The 24,399-nt window shown below is 53.4% G+C and carries 19 protein-coding genes; 10 read left to right on the top strand and 9 right to left on the bottom strand.

Annotated features, from left to right (window positions below):
• Positions 1–34: 34 nt before the first annotated feature.
• The 4 genes from B3729_RS19815 to B3729_RS19800 form a co-directional block, all read right to left on the bottom strand.
• The gene (locus B3729_RS19815; protein WP_019367027.1) at positions 35–1,279 is read right to left on the bottom strand and encodes a ribonucleotide-diphosphate reductase subunit beta; all 1,245 of its coding nucleotides are present in this window, start codon (positions 1,277–1,279) and stop codon (positions 35–37) included.
• 305 nt (positions 1,280–1,584) lie between these two features.
• Positions 1,585–4,500 (bottom strand): ribonucleoside-diphosphate reductase subunit alpha, encoded by a 2,916-nt coding sequence (locus B3729_RS19810; protein WP_019367028.1) that lies wholly within the window; start codon positions 4,498–4,500, stop codon positions 1,585–1,587.
• Between the two features lie 679 nt (positions 4,501–5,179).
• The gene (locus tag B3729_RS19805) at positions 5,180–5,581 is read right to left on the bottom strand and encodes a YbaN family protein (protein ID WP_286788773.1); all 402 of its coding nucleotides are present in this window, start codon (positions 5,579–5,581) and stop codon (positions 5,180–5,182) included.
• A gap of 15 nt (positions 5,582–5,596) precedes the next feature.
• Positions 5,597–6,181 carry a YecA family protein gene (locus B3729_RS19800; RefSeq protein ID WP_150347187.1) on the bottom strand — a complete coding sequence of 195 codons (585 nt, stop codon included), beginning with the start codon at positions 6,179–6,181 and terminating at the stop codon, positions 5,597–5,599.
• Positions 6,182–6,510: 329 nt separating this feature from the next.
• On the opposite strand from B3729_RS19800, the gene recQ reads away from it, so the two are divergent.
• The 3 genes from recQ to B3729_RS19785 all read left to right on the top strand — a co-directional run bounded on the left by recQ (position 6,511) and on the right by B3729_RS19785 (position 11,671).
• Positions 6,511–8,646 (top strand): DNA helicase RecQ, encoded by a 2,136-nt coding sequence (gene recQ / locus B3729_RS19795; protein WP_286788772.1) that lies wholly within the window; start codon positions 6,511–6,513, stop codon positions 8,644–8,646.
• A 117-nt stretch (positions 8,647–8,763) separates the two neighbouring features.
• On the top strand, positions 8,764–9,207 hold the full coding sequence (locus tag B3729_RS19790; protein WP_010794666.1) for a MarR family transcriptional regulator: 444 nt from the start codon (positions 8,764–8,766) through the stop codon (positions 9,205–9,207).
• A gap of 169 nt (positions 9,208–9,376) precedes the next feature.
• The gene (locus tag B3729_RS19785) at positions 9,377–11,671 is read left to right on the top strand and encodes a type IV pilus assembly protein FimV (RefSeq protein WP_286788771.1); all 2,295 of its coding nucleotides are present in this window, start codon (positions 9,377–9,379) and stop codon (positions 11,669–11,671) included.
• A 28-nt stretch (positions 11,672–11,699) separates the two neighbouring features.
• Here B3729_RS19785 and B3729_RS19780 read toward each other — a convergent pair whose 3' ends face one another.
• Positions 11,700–13,901, bottom strand: coding sequence for a patatin-like phospholipase family protein (locus tag B3729_RS19780; RefSeq protein WP_286788770.1), 2,202 nt, complete (start codon positions 13,899–13,901; stop codon positions 11,700–11,702).
• Positions 13,902–13,966: 65 nt separating this feature from the next.
• Between B3729_RS19780 and B3729_RS19775 the strand changes: the two genes are divergently transcribed.
• Positions 13,967–14,278, top strand: coding sequence for a SelT/SelW/SelH family protein (locus B3729_RS19775; protein WP_010794663.1), 312 nt, complete (start codon positions 13,967–13,969; stop codon positions 14,276–14,278).
• Between the two features lie 31 nt (positions 14,279–14,309).
• Here the strand turns inward: B3729_RS19775 and cspD are convergent, their stop codons facing one another.
• Positions 14,310–14,582: a cold shock domain-containing protein CspD gene (gene cspD / locus B3729_RS19770; protein ID WP_010794662.1), complete on the bottom strand. Its 273-nt coding sequence runs from the start codon at positions 14,580–14,582 to the stop codon at positions 14,310–14,312.
• Positions 14,583–14,809: 227 nt separating this feature from the next.
• Here cspD and clpS point away from each other — a divergent pair, with 227 nt between their 5' ends.
• Both clpS and clpA read left to right on the top strand, forming a co-directional pair.
• The gene (clpS, locus tag B3729_RS19765) at positions 14,810–15,169 is read left to right on the top strand and encodes an ATP-dependent Clp protease adapter ClpS (RefSeq protein WP_026004116.1); all 360 of its coding nucleotides are present in this window, start codon (positions 14,810–14,812) and stop codon (positions 15,167–15,169) included.
• Positions 15,170–15,195: 26 nt separating this feature from the next.
• On the top strand, positions 15,196–17,463 hold the full coding sequence (gene clpA / locus B3729_RS19760) for an ATP-dependent Clp protease ATP-binding subunit ClpA (protein WP_074824332.1): 2,268 nt from the start codon (positions 15,196–15,198) through the stop codon (positions 17,461–17,463).
• A gap of 54 nt (positions 17,464–17,517) precedes the next feature.
• Here clpA and infA read toward each other — a convergent pair whose 3' ends face one another.
• The 3 genes from infA to aat form a co-directional block, all read right to left on the bottom strand.
• Positions 17,518–17,736, bottom strand: a complete 219-nt coding sequence (gene infA / locus B3729_RS19755) for a translation initiation factor IF-1 (protein WP_002553999.1) — start codon at positions 17,734–17,736, stop codon at positions 17,518–17,520.
• 101 nt (positions 17,737–17,837) lie between these two features.
• Positions 17,838–18,545: an arginyltransferase gene (locus tag B3729_RS19750; protein WP_010794658.1), complete on the bottom strand. Its 708-nt coding sequence runs from the start codon at positions 18,543–18,545 to the stop codon at positions 17,838–17,840.
• Between the two features lie 41 nt (positions 18,546–18,586).
• Entirely contained in the window at positions 18,587–19,276 is a 690-nt protein-coding gene (gene aat / locus B3729_RS19745; protein ID WP_010794657.1) for a leucyl/phenylalanyl-tRNA--protein transferase, read from the bottom strand.
• 261 nt (positions 19,277–19,537) lie between these two features.
• Between aat and B3729_RS19740 the strand changes: the two genes are divergently transcribed.
• From B3729_RS19740 to crcB, 4 genes are read left to right on the top strand one after another with little or no spacing between them, the layout of a single operon-like run.
• Positions 19,538–22,033 carry a DNA translocase FtsK gene (locus B3729_RS19740; protein ID WP_286788821.1) on the top strand — a complete coding sequence of 832 codons (2,496 nt, stop codon included), beginning with the start codon at positions 19,538–19,540 and terminating at the stop codon, positions 22,031–22,033.
• Positions 22,034–22,054: 21 nt separating this feature from the next.
• Positions 22,055–22,678: an outer membrane lipoprotein chaperone LolA gene (gene lolA, locus B3729_RS19735; RefSeq protein ID WP_181123683.1), complete on the top strand. Its 624-nt coding sequence runs from the start codon at positions 22,055–22,057 to the stop codon at positions 22,676–22,678.
• Between the two features lie 9 nt (positions 22,679–22,687).
• A complete protein-coding gene (locus B3729_RS19730) occupies positions 22,688–24,016 on the top strand; it encodes a replication-associated recombination protein A (protein ID WP_122042355.1) in 1,329 nt (442 codons plus the stop codon).
• Positions 24,013–24,387: a fluoride efflux transporter CrcB gene (crcB, locus tag B3729_RS19725; protein WP_010794653.1), complete on the top strand. Its 375-nt coding sequence runs from the start codon at positions 24,013–24,015 to the stop codon at positions 24,385–24,387. The genes B3729_RS19730 and crcB overlap by 4 nt, the downstream gene beginning before the upstream one ends.
• Positions 24,388–24,399 lie beyond the last annotated feature (12 nt).

The following is a 24,399-nucleotide window of genomic DNA, read 5'->3' as shown; positions in this document are numbered from 1 at the left end:
GCGTAAGACCAATTTTTGCTGGGGCAAGAGGCTATCAATCCCAGCTCAACGCCCCGCCAGTCTGATACTCAATCACACGCGTCTCGAAGAAGTTCTTCTCTTTCTTCAAGTCCATGATTTCGCTCATCCACGGGAAGGGGTTAGTAGTACCGGGGTACTCTTCCTTTAGACCGATCTGGGTCAAACGGCGGTTGGCGATGAACTTCAGGTAGTCTTCCATCATGGCCGCGTTCATGCCCAGTACGCCGCGGGGCATGGTGTCGCGCGCGTATTCGATCTCGAGCTGCGTGCCCTGGAGAATCATCTGGGTGGCTTCGTCCTTCATCTGGGCATCCCACAGGTGCGGGTTCTCGATCTTGATCTGGTTGATCATGTCGATGCCAAAGTTCAGGTGCATGGACTCGTCACGCAGGATGTATTGGAACTGCTCGGCAGTGCCGGTCATCTTGTTACGACGGCCCATGGAAAGGATCTGGGTGAAACCGCAGTAGAAGAAGATACCTTCTAGTACGCAGTAGTACGCGATCAGGTTCTTGAGGAACTGACGATCCGTCTCGGGTGTGCCGGTCTTGAATTCCGGATCGGAGATGGAGCGGGTGTACTTCAGGCCCCAGGACGCTTTCTTCGCGACCGACGGAATCTCGTGGTACATGTTGAAGATTTCACCTTCGTCCATGCCTAGGGATTCGATGCAGTACTGGTATGCGTGGGTGTGGATCGCCTCTTCGAACGCTTGGCGCAGGATGTACTGGCGGCACTCGGGGTTAGTGATCAAGCGGTATACGGCCAGTACCAGGTTGTTGGCAACCAGCGAGTCGGCGGTGGAGAAGAAGCCCAGGTTACGCTTCACGATACGGCGCTCGTCCTCGGAAAGACCGTCAGCGCTCTTCCACAGGGCGATGTCCCCTGTCATGTTGACTTCCTGCGGCATCCAGTGGTTGGCGCAGCCATCCAGGTACTTCTGCCAGGCCCAGTCGTACTTGAAGGGTACGAGCTGGTTCAGGTCGGCGCGGGCATTGATCATTTGCTTGTCGCCTACCTGTACACGGGCAGCGGAGCCTTCCAGATCATCCAGGCCTTCTTGAATGTCGAGATCGTTCAGTGCGGCCTTGGCGCGGGCTACGGCGTCAGAGTCGGCGGCATCTACGGCGCGTGCTTCGTTGGCAGCAGCACCGCCTACGCTATCCAGTTTTTCCAGCGGCATGTCGCCGTCCTGCTGTGCAGTGGCAGGGGTGGCGGTTGCTTCTTCGTCTTTGTCGAATTCGTCCCAGCTCAGCATGGTGTGTTCTCCTGCTTGAGGACCGGCACTCGGCCAGTCGGTAAAATCTAGATGTCTTTTAGAGTGCACATGGGGCACGGTGTTTGATCGGACGTCACACGTTTAAGCAGCGGATGACCGCACTATGTGGTTACGCCCCAATCATGCCTGCTCTGCCAAGGTGAGCCCCTGTAATCATGCTCAAGGCAGGGACAGGCCAATCGGTCTCGTGAGGCCGACTTTCGGTACTTGTTGTGTTTGGATTTACGTTCGGGGAGGGTGGTAAACCCCCTCCCCGAATCCTCTCCGAAGAGAGGGCTTATGGCTTACTGACAGGCTTCGCAGTCGGGGTCGTCGATGCTGCAGGCCTTGGGCACTGGTGCCGGAGCCGGAGCGGGTGCTGCCTCGGCTTTTTGTGCTGGCGCCGGTGAGGCACTGGCTTGTACGCCGGTGATCGGATCCGCACTAACGGCATTCAGCTTGCCGGTGTTGATGGTGGACTTCTCGGTGCTGGTAGCAGCCAGGGCACGGAGGTAATAGGTGGTCTTCAGACCACGGAACCACGCCATGCGATAGGTTACGTCCAGCTTCTTGCCCGAGGCGCCAGCGATGTAGAGGTTCAGGGACTGCGCCTGATCGATCCACTTCTGACGGCGGCTCGCTGCTTCCACGATCCAACGGGTTTCGACTTCAAACGCGGTAGCGTACAGGTCCTTCAGGTCTTGCGGGATGCGCTCGATCTGCTGGACGGAGCCGTCGTAGTACTTGAGGTCGTTGACCATGACTGGATCCCACAGGCCGCGTGCTTTCAAGTCACGCACCAGGTAGGGGTTGATCACGGTGAACTCGCCCGACAGGTTCGATTTCACGTACAGGTTCTGGTAAGTCGGCTCGATGGACTGCGATACGCCGGTAATGTTGGCGATGGTTGCAGTCGGCGCGATGGCCATGATATTCGAGTTACGAATACCTTTCTTGACGCGCTCGCGAATCGGCGCCCAATCCAATGTCTCGGACAGGTCGACTTCAATGTACTTGGAGCCACGCTCTTCGATCAGCATCTTTTCAGAGTCGATCGGCAGAATGCCCTTGGACCACAGCGAGCCTTCGAACGTCTCGTAGCTACCACGCTCGTCGGCCAGGTCACAGGACGCCTGGATCGCAAAGTAGCTGATCGCTTCCATGGACTTGTCGGCGAACTCGACGGCGGCATCTGAACCATAGGCGATGTGCTGGAGGTACAGCGCGTCCTGGAAGCCCATGATGCCCATGCCCACCGGGCGGTGCTTCAGGTTGGAGTTGCGAGCCTGAGGAACCGAGTAGTAGTTGATGTCGATAACGTTATCGAGCATGCGCACGGCAGTCTTTACGGTACGGCCGATCTTCTCGATGTCCAGCTTGCCTTCAACGATGTGGTTCACCAGGTTGATCGAACCCAGGTTACATACAGCGATCTCGTCCTTGTTGGTGTTCAAGGTGATCTCGGTGCACAGGTTGGAGCTGTGAACCACGCCCACGTGCTGCTGCGGGCTGCGCAGGTTGCATGGGTCCTTGAAGGTCAACCAGGGATGGCCGGTTTCGAACAGCATGGACAGCATCTTGCGCCACAGATCCTTGGCCTTGATGGTCTTGTACAGCTTGATCTTGCCGTATTCGATCAGGGCTTCGTAATATTCATAACGCTCTTCAAATGCCTTGCCGTACAGGTCGTGCAGATCCGGTACATCGGAAGGGGAGAACAGAGTCCAGTTGCCGTCATCGAATACACGCTTCATGAACAGATCCGGAATCCAGTTCGCGGTGTTCATGTCGTGAGTACGGCGGCGGTCGTCACCGGTGTTCTTGCGCAGCTCGAGGAACTCTTCGATATCCAGGTGCCAGGTTTCCAGGTACGCGCAGACGGCGCCCTTGCGCTTGCCTCCCTGGTTTACCGCAACAGCGGTGTCGTTCACTACTTTCAGGAACGGAACAACGCCTTGGGACTTGCCGTTGGTGCCCTTGATGTAGGAGCCCAATGCACGTACCGGAGTCCAGTCATTACCCAGGCCGCCCGCAAACTTGGACAGCATGGCGTTATCGTGAATCGCGCCGTAGATGCCCGACAGATCATCCGGGACGGTAGTCAGGTAGCAGCTGGACAGCTGTGGGCGCAGGGTGCCGGCGTTGAACAGGGTCGGTGTGGACGCCATGTAGTCAAAGCTGGACAGCAGATTGTAAAACTCGATTGCACGCGCTTCCTTGTCAGCTTCCATGTGGGACAAGCCCATGGCGACGCGCATGAAAAACAGCTGCGGCAGCTCGAAGCGGGTACCGTTGCTGTGCAGGAAGTAACGGTCGTACAGCGTCTGCAGGCCGAGGTAGGTGAACTGGCCGTCACGCTCGTGGTTGATTGCCTTGCCCAGCTTTTCCAGGTCGAAGCTTGCCAGTTTAGGGTCCAGCAGCTCCAGCTCTACGCCTTTGGCAACGTAGGCGGGCAGGGCCTTGGCATACAGGTCGGCCATCTCATGGTGAGTGGCGCTTTCTGCAACGCTTAGGAAGGACAGGCCTTCAGCACGCAGGCTGTCGAGCAGTAGGCGGGCTGTAACGAAGGAGTAATTCGGCTCACGCTCAACCAGCGTACGCGCCGTCATGACCAAGGCGGTATTAACGTCTTTTTCGGCTACGCCGTCGTACAGGTTCTTTAGTGTTTCGCGCTGGATCAGCTCGCCGTTGACTTCGGCCAGGCCTTCACATGCTTCGGAGATGATGGTGTTTAGACGACCCATGTCCAGCGGAAGCAGAGTACCGTCAGCCTTGGTTACGCGGATGCTTGGATGCGGCTCTGCCACTTCAGCAACGGCGCGCTTGCGCTCTTGGGCGCGTGCTTCGCGATAGATCACGTAATCACGAGCTACTTTTTGTTCGCCGGCACGCATCAGGGCCAATTCGACCTGATCCTGAATTTCTTCGATGTGAATCGTACCACCGGAAGGCATGCGACGCTTGAAGGTCGCTGTGACCTGCTCGGTCAGACGCTTTACCGTGTTATGGATACGTGAGGAAGCCGCAGCAGTACCACCTTCAACAGCCAGGAATGCCTTGGTGATGGCAACGGTGATCTTGTCGTCAGTGTAGGGAACGACTGTGCCGTTACGCTTGATGACACGCAGTTGGCCGGGAGCAGTGGCCTTGACGTCCAGGTTGTTGTCGTCGGCCGGGAAGCCGTCGGTCGTTGCTTTCTCGCGGGACAGATCAGTCTGCATGCGGGTTCGTCTCCTAACGTTATAAGTACGATGGAGCCTCTACGGCTCCTATCTTTAAGCGTTTTGCAAAACGGCGCCGGGTTGGCTTTGCAAAACGCTCACACCAGACACGGCTTATGGCCAGGCCCGTTAATCACTCAAACATGAGCCATAAAGCGTTAAAGGCTCAAAAAACGATTCAATACCAGCCAGCGGCTAACCACATCATGTAGTGGTAGGGGCTGTATGGGCTTCGGGGAGGAATAGCGGGTTGGCTGGTCTCCGAAGCTGCGTCAATCGTCATTGAAAAAGAGCTTCGACCAACCGGAGGCTGAACGCTTGACGGATTGACAAGTTTTACATTGTCTAGTGTCCGGTTGCTCGGCGAACCCCAATATATAGGGATGTTCGTTAAAGCGAGGTACAAGATAATGCGCTAGCGGCTGCTTTGCAAGTTGATAAAACGCCACAGCCTGTGGATAAAAAGTGGGTAATTTTGGGATATGTCGACGCAGGTCGCATGGCTTCTGAGGTTCGCCGTCAGTCGCGTTTTCCGCATCTTTTCGTCAGAGCAGCCAAATGAAATTTCGTTCAAACGTTAACACTATATGTAGTGGTGCTTTTATGACCGGATGCGATAGAGGTAAGCAAGAGAAGTCAAGTAGAAAAACGCTTCTTTAAGGATGATAAATGAGTCCCGCTAAGGGACGGGACGAGTCTTCTGACGAAGGATGTAGATTGTCACGCAGGCCGAGCTGACCACCATGAACACGCGTGCCCAGAAATAGGGTACTAGCCAGCTGGAGACTCCAATGCTGATCCACATGGTGAAAATGGCGTAGATTTTTCCCTTGAGCGGAATCCCTTCACCTTCCAGATAATCCTTGATCCAGGGGCCTAGCCGAGGATGGTTGACCAGCCAGCCATAGAAGCGCTCCGAGCTGCGCATAAAGCAGCCCGCTGCGAGGAGGAGAAAAGGGGTGGTTGGTAGAAGAGGCAGAAAAATGCCAATCACGCCCAAGGTAACACTGACCCAGCCCAGCGTCAGCAGGCTATAACGGACCCAGGGCCGCCGGCTGACGCGTACATCTCGTTCAGGCATTCGATGTTGAGAGCCTCAGTGACGAGGCTTTAGCAACGCTGGCTTTTCTTCAGGGGCATGGCACAGCAGGAACAGCTGCGTCAGGATTTCCGGAATCTGCGAAACCATGTTGTCGACCAGTTCAGGGTCTTTAGCGATATCGCTGAATTCAGCCTGTTCTTCGAAAAGGCCTGAACCAACCATGATGGGCAACAGTAGCTCGCTGACTTCTTCCTCGGCCTGCTCGAACCAGACGGCTTCACGCAGGAAGACGCCTTCCATGAATCCGATACACCAGCCGCGCAGGTCGGAGTCATCTGGATCGTCGCCTAGCTCCAGGTCGCATGGAAGCTCAAGCTCTTCATCGCTGCCCAGTATGCGCAGGATATGCGCCTTGAGCTGGACAAGCGTGGATTCGATTTCTTCGCGCTGTGCATCGCTGGTGTAATGCGGCGGCTCGGCGAAAAGGGCATCGATCCATTCACGCTCGGGTACGTCTTCCGGGCAAATGGCCAGAGCGGTTAGATAACCGTGCGCTGCGATATAGTCGAGCGCTTCCTCATGCAGGTCGTCCGCATCAAGAAACTCACGGAGACGGGACAGTTGTTCAGCGAAGGACATCGGTTACTTACCTCGGAAAACGGGCTGGATATACGATAAAGGCAGTCGCGTTACGATGATGTTCCCGCAAATCGCCTATTGGGTTCCATATTGTTCACATGCTGAACTCGGGAAAGCCACACGGACGACGTGCATGGTGTCACGTTCTGCAACTGCCTCAACGAAGCCGATTGTAGACGAGCCGGTGCGCCGCGGCAAAAGGCACGTCATTAATCTAGCCAATCTGGCCCTTCTATCAGGGCTTTGTTACAGCCTTGGGCATTGAGTGACGGATAACCGGGCGTTTCTTGTCAGTGCCCGTATAATGCGCGCCATCAAATGGAGGCAGCATGTTCGATCAAGCTTTGCGTATTCTTAAAGACGTCTTTGGTTATGACGCGTTCCGTGGCAATCAGGCCCGGATCATCGAGCGCGTTGCCAACGGCGGAGATGCGCTAGTGCTCATGCCTACAGGTGGCGGCAAATCCCTGTGTTATCAGGTACCCGCCTTGTTGCGTGAGGGGCTGACCGTTGTCGTCTCGCCACTGATCGCCTTGATGGATGATCAGGTTGCGACGTTGGATGAACTAGGCGTGCCAGCGGTCGCGCTCAATTCGACGCTTTCGCCCGAGGCACAGCGCGATATTGCTGCACGGCTTGAGCGCGGCGAGATCAAGCTCTTGTACCTGGCGCCGGAGCGTTTGGTGCAGCCGCGCATGCTGAATTTCCTGCAGCGACTCGGCAACATTGCACTGTTCGCCATCGACGAGGCGCACTGCGTTTCCCAGTGGGGGCACGATTTTAGGCCAGAGTATCTGCAGCTTGGCCAATTGGCAGAGCAGTTTCCCGATGTGCCACGCATTGCCTTGACCGCTACGGCAGACATGCGGACCCGGGATGAAATGATTCAGCGACTGCATCTGCAGAATGCCGAGCAGTTTCTATCCAGTTTTGACCGACCCAACATTTTCTACCGTATTGTTCCCAAGGAGCAGCCTCGCAAGCAGCTGTTATCGTTTCTGACGCAGCATCGGGGTGATGCGGGCATTGTTTACTGCATGTCGCGTAAAAAGGTCGAGGAGGTAGCCGAGTACCTTTCCGCGCAGGGTTTTCCCGCCTTGCCTTACCATGCAGGGCTTTCCAACGAACTGCGTGCGTTTAACCAGAAACGTTTCCTCAACGAGGAAGGGCTCATCATGGTCGCGACTATTGCCTTTGGCATGGGCATCGACAAGCCGAACGTCCGCTTTGTCGCGCACCTGGATCTGCCCAAAAGTCTGGAGGCGTATTACCAGGAGACTGGACGAGCAGGGCGGGATGGTTTGCCCTCTGATGCCTGGATGGCTTATGGATTGCAGGATGTCCTGCTGCTTCGCCAGATGATGCAAAGCTCCGAAGGGGATGAGCGTCATAAGCGCGTAGAGCGAAACAAACTCGAAGCCATGCTGGCATTGTGCGAAGAGACACGCTGCCGCCGGCAGGTACTGCTGGCCTATTTCGATGAAACATTGCCTGAGCCCTGTGGGCATTGTGATAATTGTGTAGACGGTGTCGAAACTTGGGATGCCACTCAGCCGGCTCGGCAGGCATTGTCAGCCATCTATAGAAGCGGTCAACGGTATGGCGTAGGTCATCTGGTCGATATCCTGCTGGGGCGGGAAAATGACAAGATCAAAAGTCTGGGGCATGAGCGTCTGGCTGTTTTCGGCCTTGGTAAATCGCTGGCTGAAGATGAATGGCGAACCCTCTTTCGTCAGCTGGTAGCACGTGGTTTCGCTGACGTGGATGTAGACGGCTTTGGTGGTCTTCGCCTAACGGAGGCATGCCGTCCGCTTCTGCGTGGGGAAACGACGCTCGAGCTACGCCGCGATCCCAAGCCGCAGCGAACACGCGGTAACAATTCCGGCCCCAGCGCAGCCAGCCAATTGGTACGCTCTGAAGAGCGTCAGCAGTGGGAGGCCCTGCGTACGCTGCGTCGGAAACTGGCAGAAGAGCACGGAGTGCCTCCTTATGTCATTTTCCCGGATGCAACCTTGTTGGAAATGTTGCGGGGACAGCCACGAACCTTGCACGATATGGGGCGTATCAGTGGTGTGGGCGCGCGGAAGCTTGAACGGTATGGCCAGGCTTTTCTTGATGTGCTGACAGACGCCCCAGCAGCACTGGAGCCTATTGCCGATGTTCGTCATGAGGTCATTACCCTGGTCCGTGCGGGTATGACGCCTCCGCAAATCTCACGGCAGCTTTCCTGCTCTGAGAAAAATGTGTACAGCATTCTAGCGGAGGCCATTGCACGACAGCAGCTTTCACTGGAGCAGGCGCTTGAGCTGCCCGATGATCTTGTAGGCGAAATCCAGGATGCGTTTTTGGAGGAAGAGGGCGACTTGCCTCCAGCAGCAGCGCTGGCGGATCGATTCGCTGATCAGGTGCCTGTCGGTGTTTTGTACTGCATAAGGGCTGCACTGGCTGCAGAGCTTGCGGAGTAAAGAGAGATAAGCTGCCAAATGTACTGATTGCGGGGATAAATTCACTACCAAAACTAGATTGTAGGCTGTTTAATAGCTAAACAATAATAACCGTCAAAACGATAAGGTCATTGGTCCATGCCGCAAAACGATCCCCATCTCTTTGGTCGCCAGCTTTTCCATGTTTCGCGTGCCTGGCGGGCAGAGCTTGATCGCCGTCTGAGCCATCTGGGTTTATCCCAGGCGCGCTGGCAGGTCTTGCTGACCCTTGCACGCATGAAGGATCAGCATCCTACTCAACGAGAACTGGCCCAAAGTGTCAGTGTAGAGGGGCCAACATTGGCTCGTCTTTTGGACGGACTTGAAGCTCAAAAACTGGTGCGCCGAGTGGCGGTGAGTGAAGATCGTCGAGCCAAGCGCATCATGCTGACAGCTGCCGCTGGCCCGCTTATTGAAAAGATCCAGGCCATTGCGGATGAGCTGCGTGAAGAGTTGCTGGCGGGTATTGATGACTCCGCGATTGATATTTGCCAGCAAGTCCATCAGAAAGTACTGGCCAACCTCGAAAAACGAGGCCAGTAATCGGAATCTTCGCGGCTCCGCTGAGGGCCGCGTCGTATCGGTTTGTTCCTCTATACTTTCAGTGCTACTTTTTTTAATAGCGCTCGCTAGTCGATTTTCTAAACTTTCTACGAGCGCAGCCGTTGCCGTTGTCAGGGCGGTAATTTTTTATTTGCAGTTAGGGCGCTGAATGGCCACGAAAAACGTTAATCGTTTTCGAACTCTCGTAATGGTATCCGGCCTGGTGCTGGGCGTTGGCAGCAACTCTGTCTTTGCGGTCGGGCTGGGCAACATCACGCTTCAGTCTTCCCTCTATCAGCCTCTTAGCGCGCGTATCGAGCTGGTGGATGTCGGTGAGCTTGAGGCCAGCGATTTTCACATCGGCCTTGCGTCTAATGACGAGTTTGCGCGTTCTGGCCTCGATCGTACTCAGTTCATGAGCGACATGCACTTCACGCCAGTGATTGAGCCGGGCGGCAGGAGTTATATTCGCGTCACATCGACCCGTCCGGTTAGCGAGCCTTATTTGAGTTTTCTGGTTGGTCTTGAGCTGCCCGGCGGGCGTCAGTTGCGTGAGTTCACTGTGCTGATAGATCCGCCCGGCTATCAGGTGCCTGCAAGCCCTGCGGTGAGCCGGAGCAACAGCTATGCACAGGTAGAGGTATCACGTCCTGCTGCACCCCGTGCTTCGAGGCCGTCTACGCCTCCTGCGCCTACACTGAGACCAGGCCTTCAGGCAGGTGCTGCTACCTACACGACACGCGCAAACGATACGCTCTGGCAGATTGCACAGAAGCTGGTTCGCCAGGCGGGTAAAGGCTCTGTTCAGCAAATGATGGGGGATTTGTATTCGCTGAATACCAATGCATTTGCCGCGGGCGACATGCACCGGCTCAGGGTAGGGCAAACGTTACGTCTTCCTGCCGACTTTTCTACTCCTGTAGCAGGGGCTGAACAAAACGGCGCATCGATTGCTGCTCCGGCGCAAAATCCTCCTCGTGAACAGTCCTTACCGTCAGAGTCGCCCACGAACATTGCCCCGGTACAGGCTGGAGTGGAGCAGACAGTACCTACGGCGGTTGCTCAGCAGGATCAGCTTCTGCTTCGTATGGCTCAGCTGCAAACTCAATTGGAGCAACTCCAGGCTCGTCTGGATGAAACCGTAAGGGATAAGGATAACCAGATCGCAGCGTTGCAGCAGGAGGTTGCTCAGCTGCGTACCTCTGAAAAAACAAGCGATATACCCTCGCCAGCGGATCCGTCTTTGGCGCCGCCCCCGTCAACTCTTTCCGACGGTGATATAAGGGTAGCTCGGGCGCCGTCTGAAGATCCTTCACAGGCACCCACCATTGCTCCGTCTGCTCCAGCTACGCTGCCTGAACAGAGCGCTTCGCAGACCCTAAGCCCTCTTGTCGCACCGTCACCGGTGCAAGCCGGCGCAGAGCAGGAAAAAGACTGGTCATCCTATTATTTATGGCTGGTTCCTGTAGCCGCCTTGCTGGCAGCAGCCGTCATTGCGTTACGTCGTCGACGTACACGGGAGGAATCGGCAGTTGCTGTAGTGACTGGTGTACCTGAAGGGGACGAGCCCGATCATGACGGTCATGCTCTTGTGCCGCTTGTCGAGCCAGCGGTTATAGCTAGCCGTGTGGAACCGCATGATGCTGAGCCTCAGATACCTGTTTCACCCCAGCAGGCCACGCCCAAGGCTGACGATGAATTTCTGGGACGTGCCGAAATTTACCTGGCTTATGGACGCTATAACCAAGCTCGTGAGGTGCTTGAGGAAGGCATCGCCGAGCAGCCTGGCCGCCTGGATCTGCGCATGATGCTGCTCCAAGTGCTGGCTGCTTTAGGTGAGAGAAAGCTGTTCGCCGTTCAAGAGGCGGCCGTTCGTGAATTGGGTGGCGATACGCAGGCAATCGATCAGCTAAAGGCACTCCTTCCAGGCATGATCGAGGAATCGGCTGAGGAGCAGAGCGTCAAAGCTGAGGAGGAACCTCTGGAGGTTTCTCTTGATCTGCCCGACGATCTGGAAGAGGAGTGGAAACCTCAGCTTGACTTGAAAGCTGACGAAATGAAGCCCACTCAAGCCGATATCGAAAATTTCGATCTGGATTTACAGGACCTCAGTTTTGATGACGCTATTGCCCTTACAGAGCTGCTAGACGCTGAGCAAGGACATGAAAAAGCCAAGCCTGCTGAGGCGCTGGACGATGATTTTCCTTATACGTTAGGAGAGTTGCCATCAGTGGATGAGCTGGACATGACGCTGGACGAGCATTTCGCCAGCCATGTGCCGAGCGCCTCGGTGGCAGACAATGAGCTGAGCGATTATCCAGCCAGCCCTCTGTTGCAACAGGCGAAATCCTGCATGGCCCAAGGCGATATGCGGGCAGCCAGCGCTATTCTTCAGCGGATCCTCAATGAAGGAAACGATGCACAGCGCCATGAGGCAGAGGTACTGCTGGCGCGCATTGCTTGATGCGCGCTGTAGACGTCTAATTTGAGCCTTAGAAGTTATTTCCAAGATTCAGGTAAACCGCTCGTTGGCCGTCATCATTTAATCCATAGCTAAAGTTAAGCGGCCCCAGGGGAGTATCGAATCCTAGGAAAATACTACCTGCGGTGATTGAGCCGCTGTCATAGTTATTTCCATTGTTCCAGATACGCCCTTGCTCAAGACTTCCTCCGAGATAAACAGGGAAGTCGAGCGGTAGGAGTGAGCGCTCTGTCATCCGACGATAATAGATCAGCCGCCCCAACGTGTAATTCTGGCCAGACAGGGCATCCTGTCGATAACCGGAAAGTTGCCTTGCGCCGCCCAAGAGATAGCTGCTGGTTACCGTGTCAATATCGTTGAACGTTCGGCCGTAATAACCACCTAGAACTACAGTGTCTTGGCCAAACGTTAACGCCTTGTCTAATTTGAACTCCATCTGCTGGTAACGCTCATCCGAGCCAAGGCTGGTATCAAATTGGCGAAGGGTTACAGAAATATCTTCTCCCTCATTGGGAAAGTCCACATTATCCATGGTATCGAATGAGTATTTCAGCTCATAAAAGCCTTCACTAAAGGTATCGGTCGGGAGATTCGAATTGCCGATATGGACCTTCGTTTTACCCCAGCGCTGACCAATGCCAAAGCGGATCTCGCCATTGTTGTTGATCTGTCTCCCCACATTAAATCCGTACCCATACCGCTCACGACGATATTCAGCTATAGGATCATTATCCTGGACGGCTTCGATGTTTTGTGCGTCCGCACTCAGATAGGGCGCAAAGAAATATCGTGAGCCTACATCCAGCGGCTGATAGAACTCTGTGTAAAGTTCTTGTTTGTCGCCAACCTGAAGGCGGGTCAGCCATTCGGCGCCTAATTTATTGATGCCGTTTATCCGATAGCTGGCGCCTATATTGAAAGCGCTGTCGCCCTCCATGTCGTCTGAAAGATTCAAGCCTAGCCGCAGAAAATCAGTGCCGCTGCGTTTTCCGAGCGCATGAATTACAAGGGCGTTATCGTCTTCGCCTTTCTTCTTTTGTCGGACGATGCGGTATTCCACCTGATCAAAGTAGTCGAGCCCATAAATGGTGCCCATATCGTCTTTTAACTTTTCTAGATCAAGCGGTTCGCCTAATGACTGACGTACGTAATGCCGGATAACACTGTCGCTTACCTTGGAGTCGTTTTCGATCCGTACCTCTGTAATGATCGGGTTTCGCTGCCCCGGCTGGCGTGCAATGGACAATGCAATGTCCGTATCGTCCACCGGCGGGCGCCTCAGACTGGCCAGGCGAGAAGACAATGCCTGAGTGGCGCGATAGCCAGCGTCAATTAATTCATTGACGCTACCAAAGTCAGCGCTGGTGTAAGCAGCCAGCGGAGGTTCAACCAAAATATCTTTGGATGTCAGTGTTGCCAGCTGAGCTTCAGAGTTGTTGCGTGTCATCAGGGTAGTGGACTGGTTGAGCACGTCTACAACGGTAGTGAGCTCCTTGCGTTTCAGCAGTGGAGTGCCGATATCAACAGCAATAACCCTATCAACGCCCATGCTGCGAGCGACATCAATAGGGATGTTATCAACCATGCCACCATCGACTAGCAAGCGTCCGTCTACATCAACCGGTGCAAATACGGCTGGAATTGACATGCTGGCTCGAATAGCCCGGGGCAAATGTCCCTTGCTGAACACAACTTTTTCGCCTGTCACGATATCAGTGGCAACGGCACGAAAGGGAATAGCCAATTTATCGAAGTTTCGCGTTTCGCTCGTGTGGACCAGCAGGCTTTCCAGTAGCATGGAAAGGTTCTGGCCTTGAATGACACCAATCGGAAGGCCCAGCGTTCCATCGTCTCGAAAGCTGAGTTGCTGCTTGATGAGAAAGTCTCTGTCATCCTGCTTTCGTCGAAAAGGAACGTCTTTTCGGGGTGGTTGATCCGAAAGTACCTGCTGCCAGTCCATTTCTTTGGCAATGCGCTCAATTTCATCAACTTTGTAGCCAGCTGCATACAAACCGCCAATGACTGCACCCATGCTGGTTCCAGCGATGGCATCGACATGAATGCCTTGTTCTTCCAAAGCTTTCAATACGCCGATATGAGCGAGTCCGCGCGCTGCGCCCCCAGATAATACCAGCCCTATTTTAGGGTGAACTTGGTCACTCCATGAAAGGCTTGGCAGTAACAGTAGTAAGCAAAGAAATAGGTATCGCATGAGCAAGCCACAGGCAGGCGAGAGACGGGAAGCTTATTATAAGCAGCTCAAAAGAGGAGAATGGGATGACTGAGCAAAAGCCAGAGGTGGTTATTACCTATTGTACACAATGCCAGTGGCTACTGCGGGCGGCCTGGATGGCGCAGGAACTGTTAAGTACCTTTACCACTGAACTGGGCCGGGTCAGCCTTGAGCCGTCGACAGGTGGTACTTTTCAGATTACTTGTGATGGGGCTCTCATATGGGAAAGAAAACGAGATGGAGGTTTTCCTGAGGCCAAGGTCTTGAAACAACGTGTTCGCGACCTTATTAATCCGAATAAGGATTTAGGTCATAGTGATCGGCAAGGTAAGCAAGATTCTATGCCTGAGCAATAAAGCCGCTCAGGCATAACTGCGAATCCTGGCGTCACACCTCGGAGGTCATCCTTGCATTGGCAGGCTCGCTGATTCGTTCAGTTCTTGCTGGTGCAGCTACTTCCGCAGCGCGGATGTTAACGGCATGCAAGCCCTTGGGGCCTTGAATGATTTCAAAATTCACGGCCTGGCCAGCTTTCAGTGTTCGATAGCCGTCCATCTGGATTGCTGAATAATGAGCGAATAGGTCTTCGTCGCTTCCTTCCGCTACTATGAAGCCGTATCCCTTGGCATTGTTGAACCACTTGACTTTGCCGCTGAGCATGCTGGCATCCCTCTGCAAAGGACTCCACAGGTGGAGTATTATCCCACTACAGTCCCGTTCAGATAGTCTTGAACGCACTAAAACACGGAACCCCTGGTACCCTTATGGGTATCCAAAGGTTTTAACACCCTTTTAGGGTTAGTCAAGGCGATGCGATATTCGCCTGAGAAGTAGATCAAGGTCTTTGCGGACCTTCTAATCCATTCACTAGAAAAAATTTCTTGAGCATGCATCCAATCAGCCATATTCGACTAACATCAGAACAAGGCCCTTCACATCACGAGGATGACGGTGCAGGCCTGGCTGTCCAGGAAGCAAAACCTGCATTGAAGGCTCCGTCGTTGTATAAGGTGCTTATGTTCAACGACGACTACACCCCGATGGAGTTTGTTGTTGAGGTGCTTGAGAAGTTCTTTAGCATGAATCGTGAAAAGGCCACACAGATAATGTTGGTCGTTCACACCCAAGGTAAGGCCGTGTGTGGAGTCTTTACTCGCGACATTGCTGAAACCAAGGCCATGCAAGTGAATCAATATGCTAGGGAGAGCCAGCATCCGCTCCTTTGTGAGATTGAAATAGAAAGTTGATCTGTGCCTGGCTATGAGGTGAAGCTATGTTGAATCGTGAGCTCGAAGTCACCCTCAATCTTGCCTTCAAGGAGGCAAGAACGAAGCGTCATGAATTCATGACTGTCGAACACCTCCTCCTCGCGTTGCTGGATAACGAAGCGGCTGCAACAGTGCTTCGTGCATGTGGTGCGAACATGGATAAGTTGCGGCGGGATCTGCACGAGTTTATCGACTCGACGACTCCGCTCATCCCGCAGCAAGATGAAGAGCGTGAAACCCAGCCTACGCTTGGTTTCCAGCGTGTCCTGCAGCGTGCTGTTTTCCATGTGCAAAGTTCCGGCAAGCGAGAGGTAACCGGAGCGAACGTCCTTGTTGCGATTTTTTCAGAGCAGGAAAGCCAGGCGGTCTTTTTGCTCAAGCAACAGAGCGTAGCGCGTATTGATGTTGTCAATTTTATCGCTCATGGGATCTCCAAGGTGCCTGGCACCAATGAGAGAGACCAAGAGCAGGATCAGCCTGACGAGGAGGGTGGAGAAACAACCGCCAGCAACCATCCTCTGGAGGCTTATGCAAGTAATCTGAACGAGTTGGCTCGTCAGGGTCGTATCGATCCTCTTGTTGGTCGTGAGAACGAAGTAGAGCGTGTCGCCCAGATTCTGGCTCGCCGCCGCAAGAACAATCCTTTGCTGGTGGGTGAGGCCGGGGTAGGCAAAACGGCGATTGCTGAAGGTTTGGCTAAGCGCATCGTTGATGGGCAGGTGCCGGATCTGCTGGCTGATAGTGTCGTTTATTCTCTTGACTTGGGTGCGCTGCTGGCTGGTACCAAGTACCGCGGCGATTTTGAGAAGCGCTTCAAGGGGTTGCTACACGAGTTGCGTAAGCGTCCCCATGCTGTGTTGTTTATTGACGAGATCCACACAATCATCGGTGCGGGTGCCGCATCTGGTGGTGTAATGGATGCTTCCAACCTGCTCAAGCCATTGTTGTCATCGGGTGAAATCCGCTGCATCGGCTCAACAACCTTCCAGGAATTCCGCGGTATTTTCGAGAAAGATCGTGCCTTGGCGCGCCGTTTCCAGAAGGTTGATGTGGTTGAGCCTTCCGTTGAAGATACCTTTGGTATCTTGCGAGGCCTGAAAGCTCGCTTTGAGCAACATCATGGTATTGAGTACAGTGATGAGGCACTGCGTGCCGCCGCCGATTTGGCTGCGCGTTATATTAATGATCGACATATGCCGGACAAGGCTATCGACGTCATTGATGAGGCGGGTGCTTTCCAGCGATTACAGCCTGAATCGAAGCGTGTGCAGCGTATCGAAGTCGCACAGGTTGAGGACATCGTTGCCAAGATTGCTCGAATTCCTCCAAAGACGGTCAATACGTCGGACAAGGAGCTTCTGCGTAATCTGGAGCGCGATCTGAAATTGACGGTATTTGGTCAGGACATGGCAATCGACTCGCTGTCGACTGCTATCAAGCTCTCGCGAGCTGGTCTTAAATCGCCCGACAAGCCGGTCGGCTCCTTCCTGTTTGCCGGTCCTACCGGTGTTGGTAAGACAGAGGTGGCAAGACAGCTAGCTAAAGCGTTAGGGATCGAATTGATCCGCTTCGATATGTCGGAGTATATGGAGCGTCATACCGTTTCGCGTTTGATCGGTGCGCCTCCTGGCTACGTTGGCTTTGACCAGGGTGGTCTGCTGACTGAAGCTATTACCAAGACGCCGCATTGTGTACTTCTGCTTGATGAGATCGAAAAGGCGCATCCTGAGGTCTTTAACCTGCTTCTGCAGGTCATGGATCATGGTACGTTGACGGATAACAACGGCCGTAAGGCTGATTTCCGTAACGTTATTGTAATTCTCACGACCAACGCAGGTGCTGAAACCGCTTCTCGTGCCTCGATCGGCTTCACGTTGCAGGATCACTCAACCGACGCAATGGAAGTTATCAAGAAGAGCTTTACACCTGAGTTCCGTAACCGCCTGGATACCATTATCCAGTTTGGTCGCCTTAGCCACGAAACCATCAAGAGCATCGTGGATAAATTCCTCACTGAGTTGCAAGCTCAGCTGGAAGATAAACGCGTTCAGCTTGAGGTCTCGGATGCTGCCCGCGGCTGGCTGGCTACCAATGGTTATGATCCTCAGATGGGAGCTCGGCCCATGGGGCGTCTCATTCAGGATAAGATCAAGCGGCCGCTGGCTGAAGAGATCTTGTTTGGTGAGTTGGCTGAACATGGGGGGGTGGTTCACATCGATCTCAAGGGTGATGAGTTAGCCTTTGAGTACGAAACTACGGCGGAGCCTGCATAAAGAGGTTGCGCCCACAAAAAAGCCCGGCATATGCCGGGCTTTTTTGTGGAGGTATCAACGAGCGCGATACGTGATTCGACCTTTACTCAGATCGTAGGGCGTCAGTTCCACGCGCACCTTGTCTCCGGTTAGGATACGAATGTAGTTCTTGCGCATCTTTCCAGAAATATGCGCCGTAACGACGTGCCCATTTTCCAACTCCACGCGGAACATGGTGTTAGGCAGGGTGTCGACGACAGTACCTTCCATTTCGAAGCTGTCTTCTTTCGACATAGGTTATGAAGCCCCTCGGTAACATAAAAATGCCTGGACCATCCAGGCGGAAAATCGGCATGCATTGTGCCCGAAAAACTCAATCGATGCCATGTCTGATGTCAGGACACTCGAACCCAGCGTTGATTGACAAAGAGTTCGATTGGCCGATATTGAGTCTTATAGGACATCTTTCGACAGCCTTTGATCCAATAACCGAGATAAACCGCTTCAAGATTCAGGCGTGCCGTTTCCGCGATCTGCCAGAGAATGCCAAACGTACCAAGACTTCTACGTTCCTCGTCTGGATCATAGAAGGTATACACGGCAGACAGGCCGTTGGGTAACACATCGGTTACTGCAACGCCAACCAAGCGTTCGCCCAAGCGCATTTCGTAAAAAAAGGCGTAAGGCAGCTCCCGGATAAGAAAGGTCGTAAACTGTTCTCGGCTTGGAGGGTACATGTCTCCGTCTGCATGCCGTTCCGTAATGTAGCGTGCATACAGTCGATAATGCTCTTCTGTAAAGCGAGGCCTACGCTTTTCAATAGTAATATCTGCATTTCGCTTGAGAATACGCTTCTGACGTCTATCGGGAACAAAATCGGCAGCGCGAATACGTGCCGGAACGCACGCCTTGCATTGCTGGCAGTGAGGTCGATATAGATGATCTCCGCTGCGCCTGAAACCTAATTCAGAGAGTTCGGCATACAGCTGGCCGCTCATGGGTTGGGCGGGGTCGAGAAAGAGCGTGGTTGCCTGCTGGTCAGGCAGGTAACTGCAAGTATGCGGCTGAGTGGCGTAAAACTTCAATCGGGCCAGCTCGCTCATAATCTACCTCTAGGAAAACATGAGGAAGGTAATCAATCTTGTCATGCCGGTTGCGAAGACCAGTCTGCTTTAGATGTTTCGTCCAGGTATCGTGCCAAATAGTTCGAAAATTGCGTACGAGAAATGCTCGTCGCGCCAAAGCTTTCAAGATGTCGCGTGGGCATCTGGCAATCAATCAGCGCGAAGTCCCATTCTGCCAGTTGCTGAGCCAATGTAGCGAAACCAACCTTGGACGCGTTGGCGGTGCGGCTAAACATGGACTCTCCAAAGAATAGTTTACCGATTGCCAAGCCATACAGGCCGCCGACGAGCGAGTCCTCTTCCCAAACTTCGACTGAATGAGCAATGCCTCGTTTGTAAAGCTCTACATAGGCCTGCTGCATTTCCGAGGTGATCCATGTTTCGTGGGTATAATCTCGTGGTTCAGAGCACCCCTTGATGACCTGCGCAAAATCTTTGTCAAAGGTCACCGTAAAGCGTTGCTGACGAATCAGCTTTGCAAGGCTGCGAGAGATATGGATCTCTTCAGGTATCAATACCGTTCTGGGGTCGGGTGACCACCAAAGAATGGGTTGGTCAGCCTGGAACCATGGAAAGCAACCGTGACGATAGGCGGCAATCAAGCGTTCGGGTGAAAGGTCACCGCCTATCGCAAGCAGCCCATTAGGTTCGCTCAGCGCACTACTGAGCGGCGGAAATTGTATAAAGTCGCGTTTCAACCAAGTCAGCATGGAAGGGGAGGGGGTTAACAAAGTAGTCTTCAGGCTAACTCCGATTACTGGCAAGCGCCAGTTTTCCCTTTTGATTTAAACTTTGTTGAGGAATGCTGCATAACTCTTTGTCACAACAGCAAAAGAATGTTCCAATGCATGGTTCACGGCTAAAGTCGTGGTAAAAATAGGTCATTGTTGTTGCGACTCGGTTTTTCGTATGGAACGAGCTGCGTAGGGTCGTAGAATGCTGCCTTGTTTCTTTTCATCTTCACGTTGTCAGTGCAGGAAAAGTCGCGTTTGAAACAATCTACTTCTGCCAGCCATGTGACACAGTGGCGCGAACACCTTCATTATCGTTTGAAGGAGGTGTTGCTTATCGCATTAGCCGCCTTGTGTCTGTATACACTGATGGCTTTATTGACCTATGACCCCTCTGATCCAGGCTGGACGCACACCAGTCGTATAGATCAGATCCACAACGCTGCAGGGCGTGCTGGCGCATGGCTGGCTGATGTCCTCTTTATGGCGTTGGGATACTTCGCTTTCATTTTTCCGTTGCTGTTAGGCATCAAGACCTGGCAGGTGTTCAGGCATCGCTATATGCCATGGGAATGGAGCGGGTGGCTGTTTTCATGGCGTCTGACCGGACTGGTTTTCCTTATTCTGGCAGGCTCTGCACTGGCTTACATTCACTTTCACGCTGACGCCCATTTGCCGGCTTCGGCAGGCGGTGCGCTTGGAGAAAGCCTGGGGCAACTTGCCCTTAATGCTCTCAATGTGCAGGGCAGTACATTGCTATTTTTAGCAGTATTCCTGTTGGGCCTGACCGTTTTTACCGATCTCTCCTGGTTTAAGGTCATGGACCTGACAGGAAAGATTACGCTTGATTTATTCGAGCTTGTTCAGGGAGGCGCCAGCCGCTGGATGGGTAGCCGCAGTGAGCGGAAGCGTCTTGCTTCACAACTGCAGGATGAAGAGTATTACGACGATGAAGAGCTTGAGGTTGAGGAGGAAGAACCTCAGGCGCCTATCAAGCGAGAAGCTAAAAAGACTCGTGAGCTTGTCGTTGAAACCGTTGAGCTTGATGATGAATCTCTGGTGCCTGAGCGCAAGTCCGTTCCCGCTATGCCAGTTAATGAGCGGCCTGTAGTGGAAAAGCCTCAAGCTGCCAAGCCAGCACCTCAGATCAATATGCCAGCGCCTGCTCCGATCCCTAAGCCGATCGAGGCAAAACGATCCGCTCCGCCTGCCGCGCACGTTGTTGATTCAGCCGTTGAAGGTACGATACCACCGATATCCTTGCTGGATCCGGCAGAGAAAAAACAGCAGAGTTTTTCTCCAGAGTCGCTTGAGACGATGTCACGTCTGCTTGAGATAAAACTCAAGGAGTTTGGTGTCGAGGTCACAGTCGAGTCGGTTCACCCGGGACCAGTCATTACTCGTTTCGAGATACAACCTGCTGCTGGAGTGAAAGTCAGCCGTATTTCTAACTTGGCGAAAGATCTGGCGCGCTCACTGGCTGTTTTCAGTGTTCGGGTTGTTGAGGTCATTCCGGGCAAAACTACTGTCGGTATCGAGATTCCAAATGAAGACCGACAGATGGTGCGTTTTTCTGAAGTACTGGAGTCTCCTGAATATGAGGCCTCTAAGTCGCCCGTGACGCTCGCCCTAGGCCATGACATTGGCGGTAGGCCTGTTATCGCGGATCTGGCCAAAATGCCGCACCTGCTTGTAGCGGGTACCACAGGTTCGGGTAAGTCCGTTGGCGTAAACGCTATGCTTCTGTCGATCCTGTTCAAGTCGACGCCCGAAGAAGCGCGGTTGATCATGATCGACCCCAAGATGTTGGAATTGTCTATCTACGAAGGTATTCCACACCTTCTTTGCCCTGTCGTGACGGACATGAAAGAGGCTGCCAATGCGCTGCGCTGGAGCGTAGCCGAAATGGAGCGGCGCTATAAGCTCATGGCTGCTATGGGGGTCAGAAACCTTGCTGGCTTCAACCGCAAGATCAAGGACGCGGAGGAGGCAGGGACACCTCTGACAGATCCTCTTTATCGACGCGAAAGCATGGATGACGAAGCGCCGCTTCTAAAAGCGCTGCCTACGATCGTTGTAGTTGTCGATGAATTCGCCGACATGATGATGATTGTTGGCAAAAAAGTGGAAGAACTGATTGCGCGTATTGCTCAAAAGGCGCGTGCTGCAGGTATTCACCTGATCCTGGCCACGCAGCGCCCTTCGGTAGATGTAATTACCGGCCTGATCAAGGCCAACATCCCGACGCGTATGGCTTTCCAAGTATCGAGCAAGATCGACTCTCGAACCATTCTTGATCAGGGTGGTGCAGAGCAGCTGCTGGGGCATGGTGACATGCTCTATCTCCCACCAGGCACGGGTCTTCCTATTCGTGTCCATGGCGCTTTCGTCTCAGATGACGAGGTGCATCGCCTGGTTGAAGCCTGGAAACAACGCGGCGCGCCTGACTACATTGAAGACATTCTTGCGGGGGCAGATGAGGGCGGTGGCTCGTTTGAGGGTGGTAGCGGTGGTGATGGCAGTGAAGGAAATGAAGACGATCCCCTTTACGATGAGGCTGTCCGCTTTGTAACGGAAAGCCGCAGGGCCTCGATTTCTGCAGTTCAGCGCAAGCTCAAGATCGGTTATAACCGTGCTGCACGAATGATCGAGGCCATGGAGATGGCTGGAGTTGTCACGCCTATGAATACGAACGGTTCAAGAGAGGTGATTGCACCTTCTCCTGTGCGTGATTAACCAATGTTTAAGAGGAATTCCATGCGATTGACTCGCTTGTTTGCCCTGGCAATTACAACTTTTCTAAGCGTCTCGGCTCAGGCTGCATCGGATGCAGCGGACCGTCTTTCCCAGTATCTGGAGAAAGCGCAGACTATGACGGCTCGCTTTTCCCAGCTGACTCTAGATGGCTCCGGCACCCGTCTTCAGGAGGCTGCGGGTAATCTGAGTCTCAAGCGGCCAGGTCTTTTTCGTTGGCATACAGACTCTCCCATGGAGCAGTTGCTGGTGTCTGATGGGCAAAAGGTATGGCTATACGATCCAGACCTTGAGCAGGTGACTATTCAGAAGCTGGATCAGCGCCTAACCCAGACGCCTGCGTTGCTATTGTCCGGTGATGTGTCGAAAATTGAGGACAGTTTTACAATTACCTACAAGCAAAGCGGTAACGTGACTGATTTTGTACTCAAGCCTAAAACCAGCGATACGCTGTTTGACAGCTTGCGCCTCTCATTTCGCGGTAACGTAATCAACGATATGCAGCTGATCGATAGCGTCGGTCAACGCACTAATATCCTGTTCTTCAACGTAAAAATGAATGAGCCGGTAAACGCCTCGGAATTCGTGTTTGAAATTCCTAAAGGTGCCGACGTCATTCAGGAGTGATCCTGCCCCATGGATCTATTCCGCGCAACGCCAGTGGCTCAGCCGCTGGCTGCTCGTATGCGTGCCACCACCCTGGACGAATACGTTGGCCAGCAGCATTTGCTTGCCCGAGGAAAACCTCTGCGAGAAGCACTGGAGCAGGGCGCGCTGCATTCCATGATTTTCTGGGGCCCACCAGGTGTCGGCAAGACGACATTGGCGCGTTTGCTGGCTGAAGTCAGCGATGCTCATTTCGAGACGATCTCGGCGGTTCTTTCCGGTGTAAAGGAGATTCGTCAGGCTGTTGAGATAGCCCGGCAGCAGGCTGCTCAGTATGGGCGTCGAACCATATTGTTCGTTGATGAAGTTCACCGCTTCAATAAATCCCAGCAAGATGCATTTCTTCCCTATGTGGAAGACGGCACCCTTTTGTTTATTGGAGCGACGACTGAAAACCCTTCCTTTGAACTTAATAATGCGCTTCTTTCGAGAGCACGTGTTTATGTTCTCAAAAGCCTGGATGAAGAGGCCTTAACTCAGCTTACTAATCGAGCGCTGTTTGAAGACAAGGGCCTTGGTAAGCGCCGGTTAAGGCTTCCAGAGGAAAGTCGGAAAATTTTGTTGGCCGCTGCCGATGGAGATGGCCGCAGGTTACTCAATCTACTTGAAAATGCGGCCGATCTGGCTGAAGACGGCACAGACATAAGTCCGGATCTTTTACAAAGCTTGCTCGGTGATGGGCGTCGCCGTTTCGATAAAGGCGGTGAAGCGTTTTACGATCAAATTTCTGCGTTGCATAAGTCTGTTCGGGGTTCTAATCCCGACGCAACCTTGTATTGGTACGCCCGTATGATCGATGGAGGCTGCGATCCGCTCTACATTGCTCGTCGTGTTGTGCGGATGGCCAGTGAAGATATCGGTAATGCCGATCCGCGTGCATTATCAATCTGTCTTTCTGCCTGGGATGTCCAAGAGCGGTTGGGCAGCCCGGAGGGTGAGCTTGCTATTGCGCAGGCCTTGGTTTACTTGGCCTGTGCGCCTAAAAGCAATGCGGTATACAAAGCATTCAACATGGCAATGGCAGATGTCAGGCAGAATGGCTCTCATGAAGTTCCTGTACATCTTCGCAATGCGCCAACCAAACTGATGAAGTCGTTGGGGTATGGTGAGGAGTATCGCTATGCACATGATGAACCTGATGCATATGCGGCAGGTGAAGATTATTTTCCCGAGGATAAGGCGCCGGTTCATTACTACGAGCCTGTACCGCGCGGTTTAGAACTCAAAATTCGTGACAAGCTCAGTCATTTGGCTGACTTGGATAGGGCCAGTCTGCGCCAGCGGCGGAAAGCGCCATGACGCCCATGATCCTGGCTATCGCAGCGGGTGGTGTACTAGGCACTCTGTTGCGATTTATCACGACATCCTGGATAACGGCGAGCTGGCCTAAGCATTTCTACATGGGCACATTGATCGTCAACTATGTGGGCTGCTTGCTGATCGGTGTTTTATACGGTCTTTTCCTTATTCGACCTGATGTGCCTGCGGAGCTAAGAGCAGGGCTTATCGTTGGCTTTCTAGGTGGCTTAACAACTTTTTCTTCCTTTTCCCTTGATACATTACGCTTGCTGGAAGGTGGCCAGGCTTTGCTTGCCATTGGATATGCCACGGCCAGCGTCGTAGGTGGTTTGCTTGCTACGTGGGCAGGCCTGTCATTGACAAAACTCTGATACGAGAAAAAA

Origin of the sequence: Pseudomonas sp. UBA3149 (assembly GCF_002364655.1) — a bacterium.
GTDB classification, from domain to species: domain Bacteria; phylum Pseudomonadota; class Gammaproteobacteria; order Pseudomonadales; family Pseudomonadaceae; genus Chryseomonas; species Chryseomonas luteola.
The sequence above is the reverse complement of the archived record's forward strand: the minus strand, read 5'-3'. Positions and strand labels throughout refer to the sequence as shown.

Excerpts from the sequence above, each read along its gene's own strand:
- B3729_RS19815 (WP_019367027.1), bottom strand. The coding sequence starts at position 1,279 with ATGCTGAGCTGGGACGAATTCGACAAAGACGAAGAAGCAACCGCCACC.
- B3729_RS19810 (WP_019367028.1), bottom strand. The coding sequence starts at position 4,500 with ATGCAGACTGATCTGTCCCGCGAGAAAGCAACGACCGACGGCTTCCCG.
- B3729_RS19805 (WP_286788773.1), bottom strand. The coding sequence starts at position 5,581 with ATGCCTGAACGAGATGTACGCGTCAGCCGGCGGCCCTGGGTCCGTTAT.
- B3729_RS19800 (WP_150347187.1), bottom strand. The coding sequence starts at position 6,181 with ATGTCCTTCGCTGAACAACTGTCCCGTCTCCGTGAGTTTCTTGATGCG.
- recQ (WP_286788772.1), top strand. The coding sequence starts at position 6,511 with ATGTTCGATCAAGCTTTGCGTATTCTTAAAGACGTCTTTGGTTATGAC.
- B3729_RS19790 (WP_010794666.1), top strand. The coding sequence starts at position 8,764 with ATGCCGCAAAACGATCCCCATCTCTTTGGTCGCCAGCTTTTCCATGTT.
- B3729_RS19785 (WP_286788771.1), top strand. The coding sequence starts at position 9,377 with ATGGCCACGAAAAACGTTAATCGTTTTCGAACTCTCGTAATGGTATCC.
- B3729_RS19780 (WP_286788770.1), bottom strand. The coding sequence starts at position 13,901 with ATGCGATACCTATTTCTTTGCTTACTACTGTTACTGCCAAGCCTTTCA.
- B3729_RS19775 (WP_010794663.1), top strand. The coding sequence starts at position 13,967 with ATGACTGAGCAAAAGCCAGAGGTGGTTATTACCTATTGTACACAATGC.
- cspD (WP_010794662.1), bottom strand. The coding sequence starts at position 14,582 with ATGCTCAGCGGCAAAGTCAAGTGGTTCAACAATGCCAAGGGATACGGC.
- clpS (WP_026004116.1), top strand. The coding sequence starts at position 14,810 with ATGCATCCAATCAGCCATATTCGACTAACATCAGAACAAGGCCCTTCA.
- clpA (WP_074824332.1), top strand. The coding sequence starts at position 15,196 with ATGTTGAATCGTGAGCTCGAAGTCACCCTCAATCTTGCCTTCAAGGAG.
- infA (WP_002553999.1), bottom strand. The coding sequence starts at position 17,736 with ATGTCGAAAGAAGACAGCTTCGAAATGGAAGGTACTGTCGTCGACACC.
- B3729_RS19750 (WP_010794658.1), bottom strand. The coding sequence starts at position 18,545 with ATGAGCGAGCTGGCCCGATTGAAGTTTTACGCCACTCAGCCGCATACT.
- aat (WP_010794657.1), bottom strand. The coding sequence starts at position 19,276 with ATGCTGACTTGGTTGAAACGCGACTTTATACAATTTCCGCCGCTCAGT.
- lolA (WP_181123683.1), top strand. The coding sequence starts at position 22,055 with ATGCGATTGACTCGCTTGTTTGCCCTGGCAATTACAACTTTTCTAAGC.
- B3729_RS19730 (WP_122042355.1), top strand. The coding sequence starts at position 22,688 with ATGGATCTATTCCGCGCAACGCCAGTGGCTCAGCCGCTGGCTGCTCGT.
- crcB (WP_010794653.1), top strand. The coding sequence starts at position 24,013 with ATGACGCCCATGATCCTGGCTATCGCAGCGGGTGGTGTACTAGGCACT.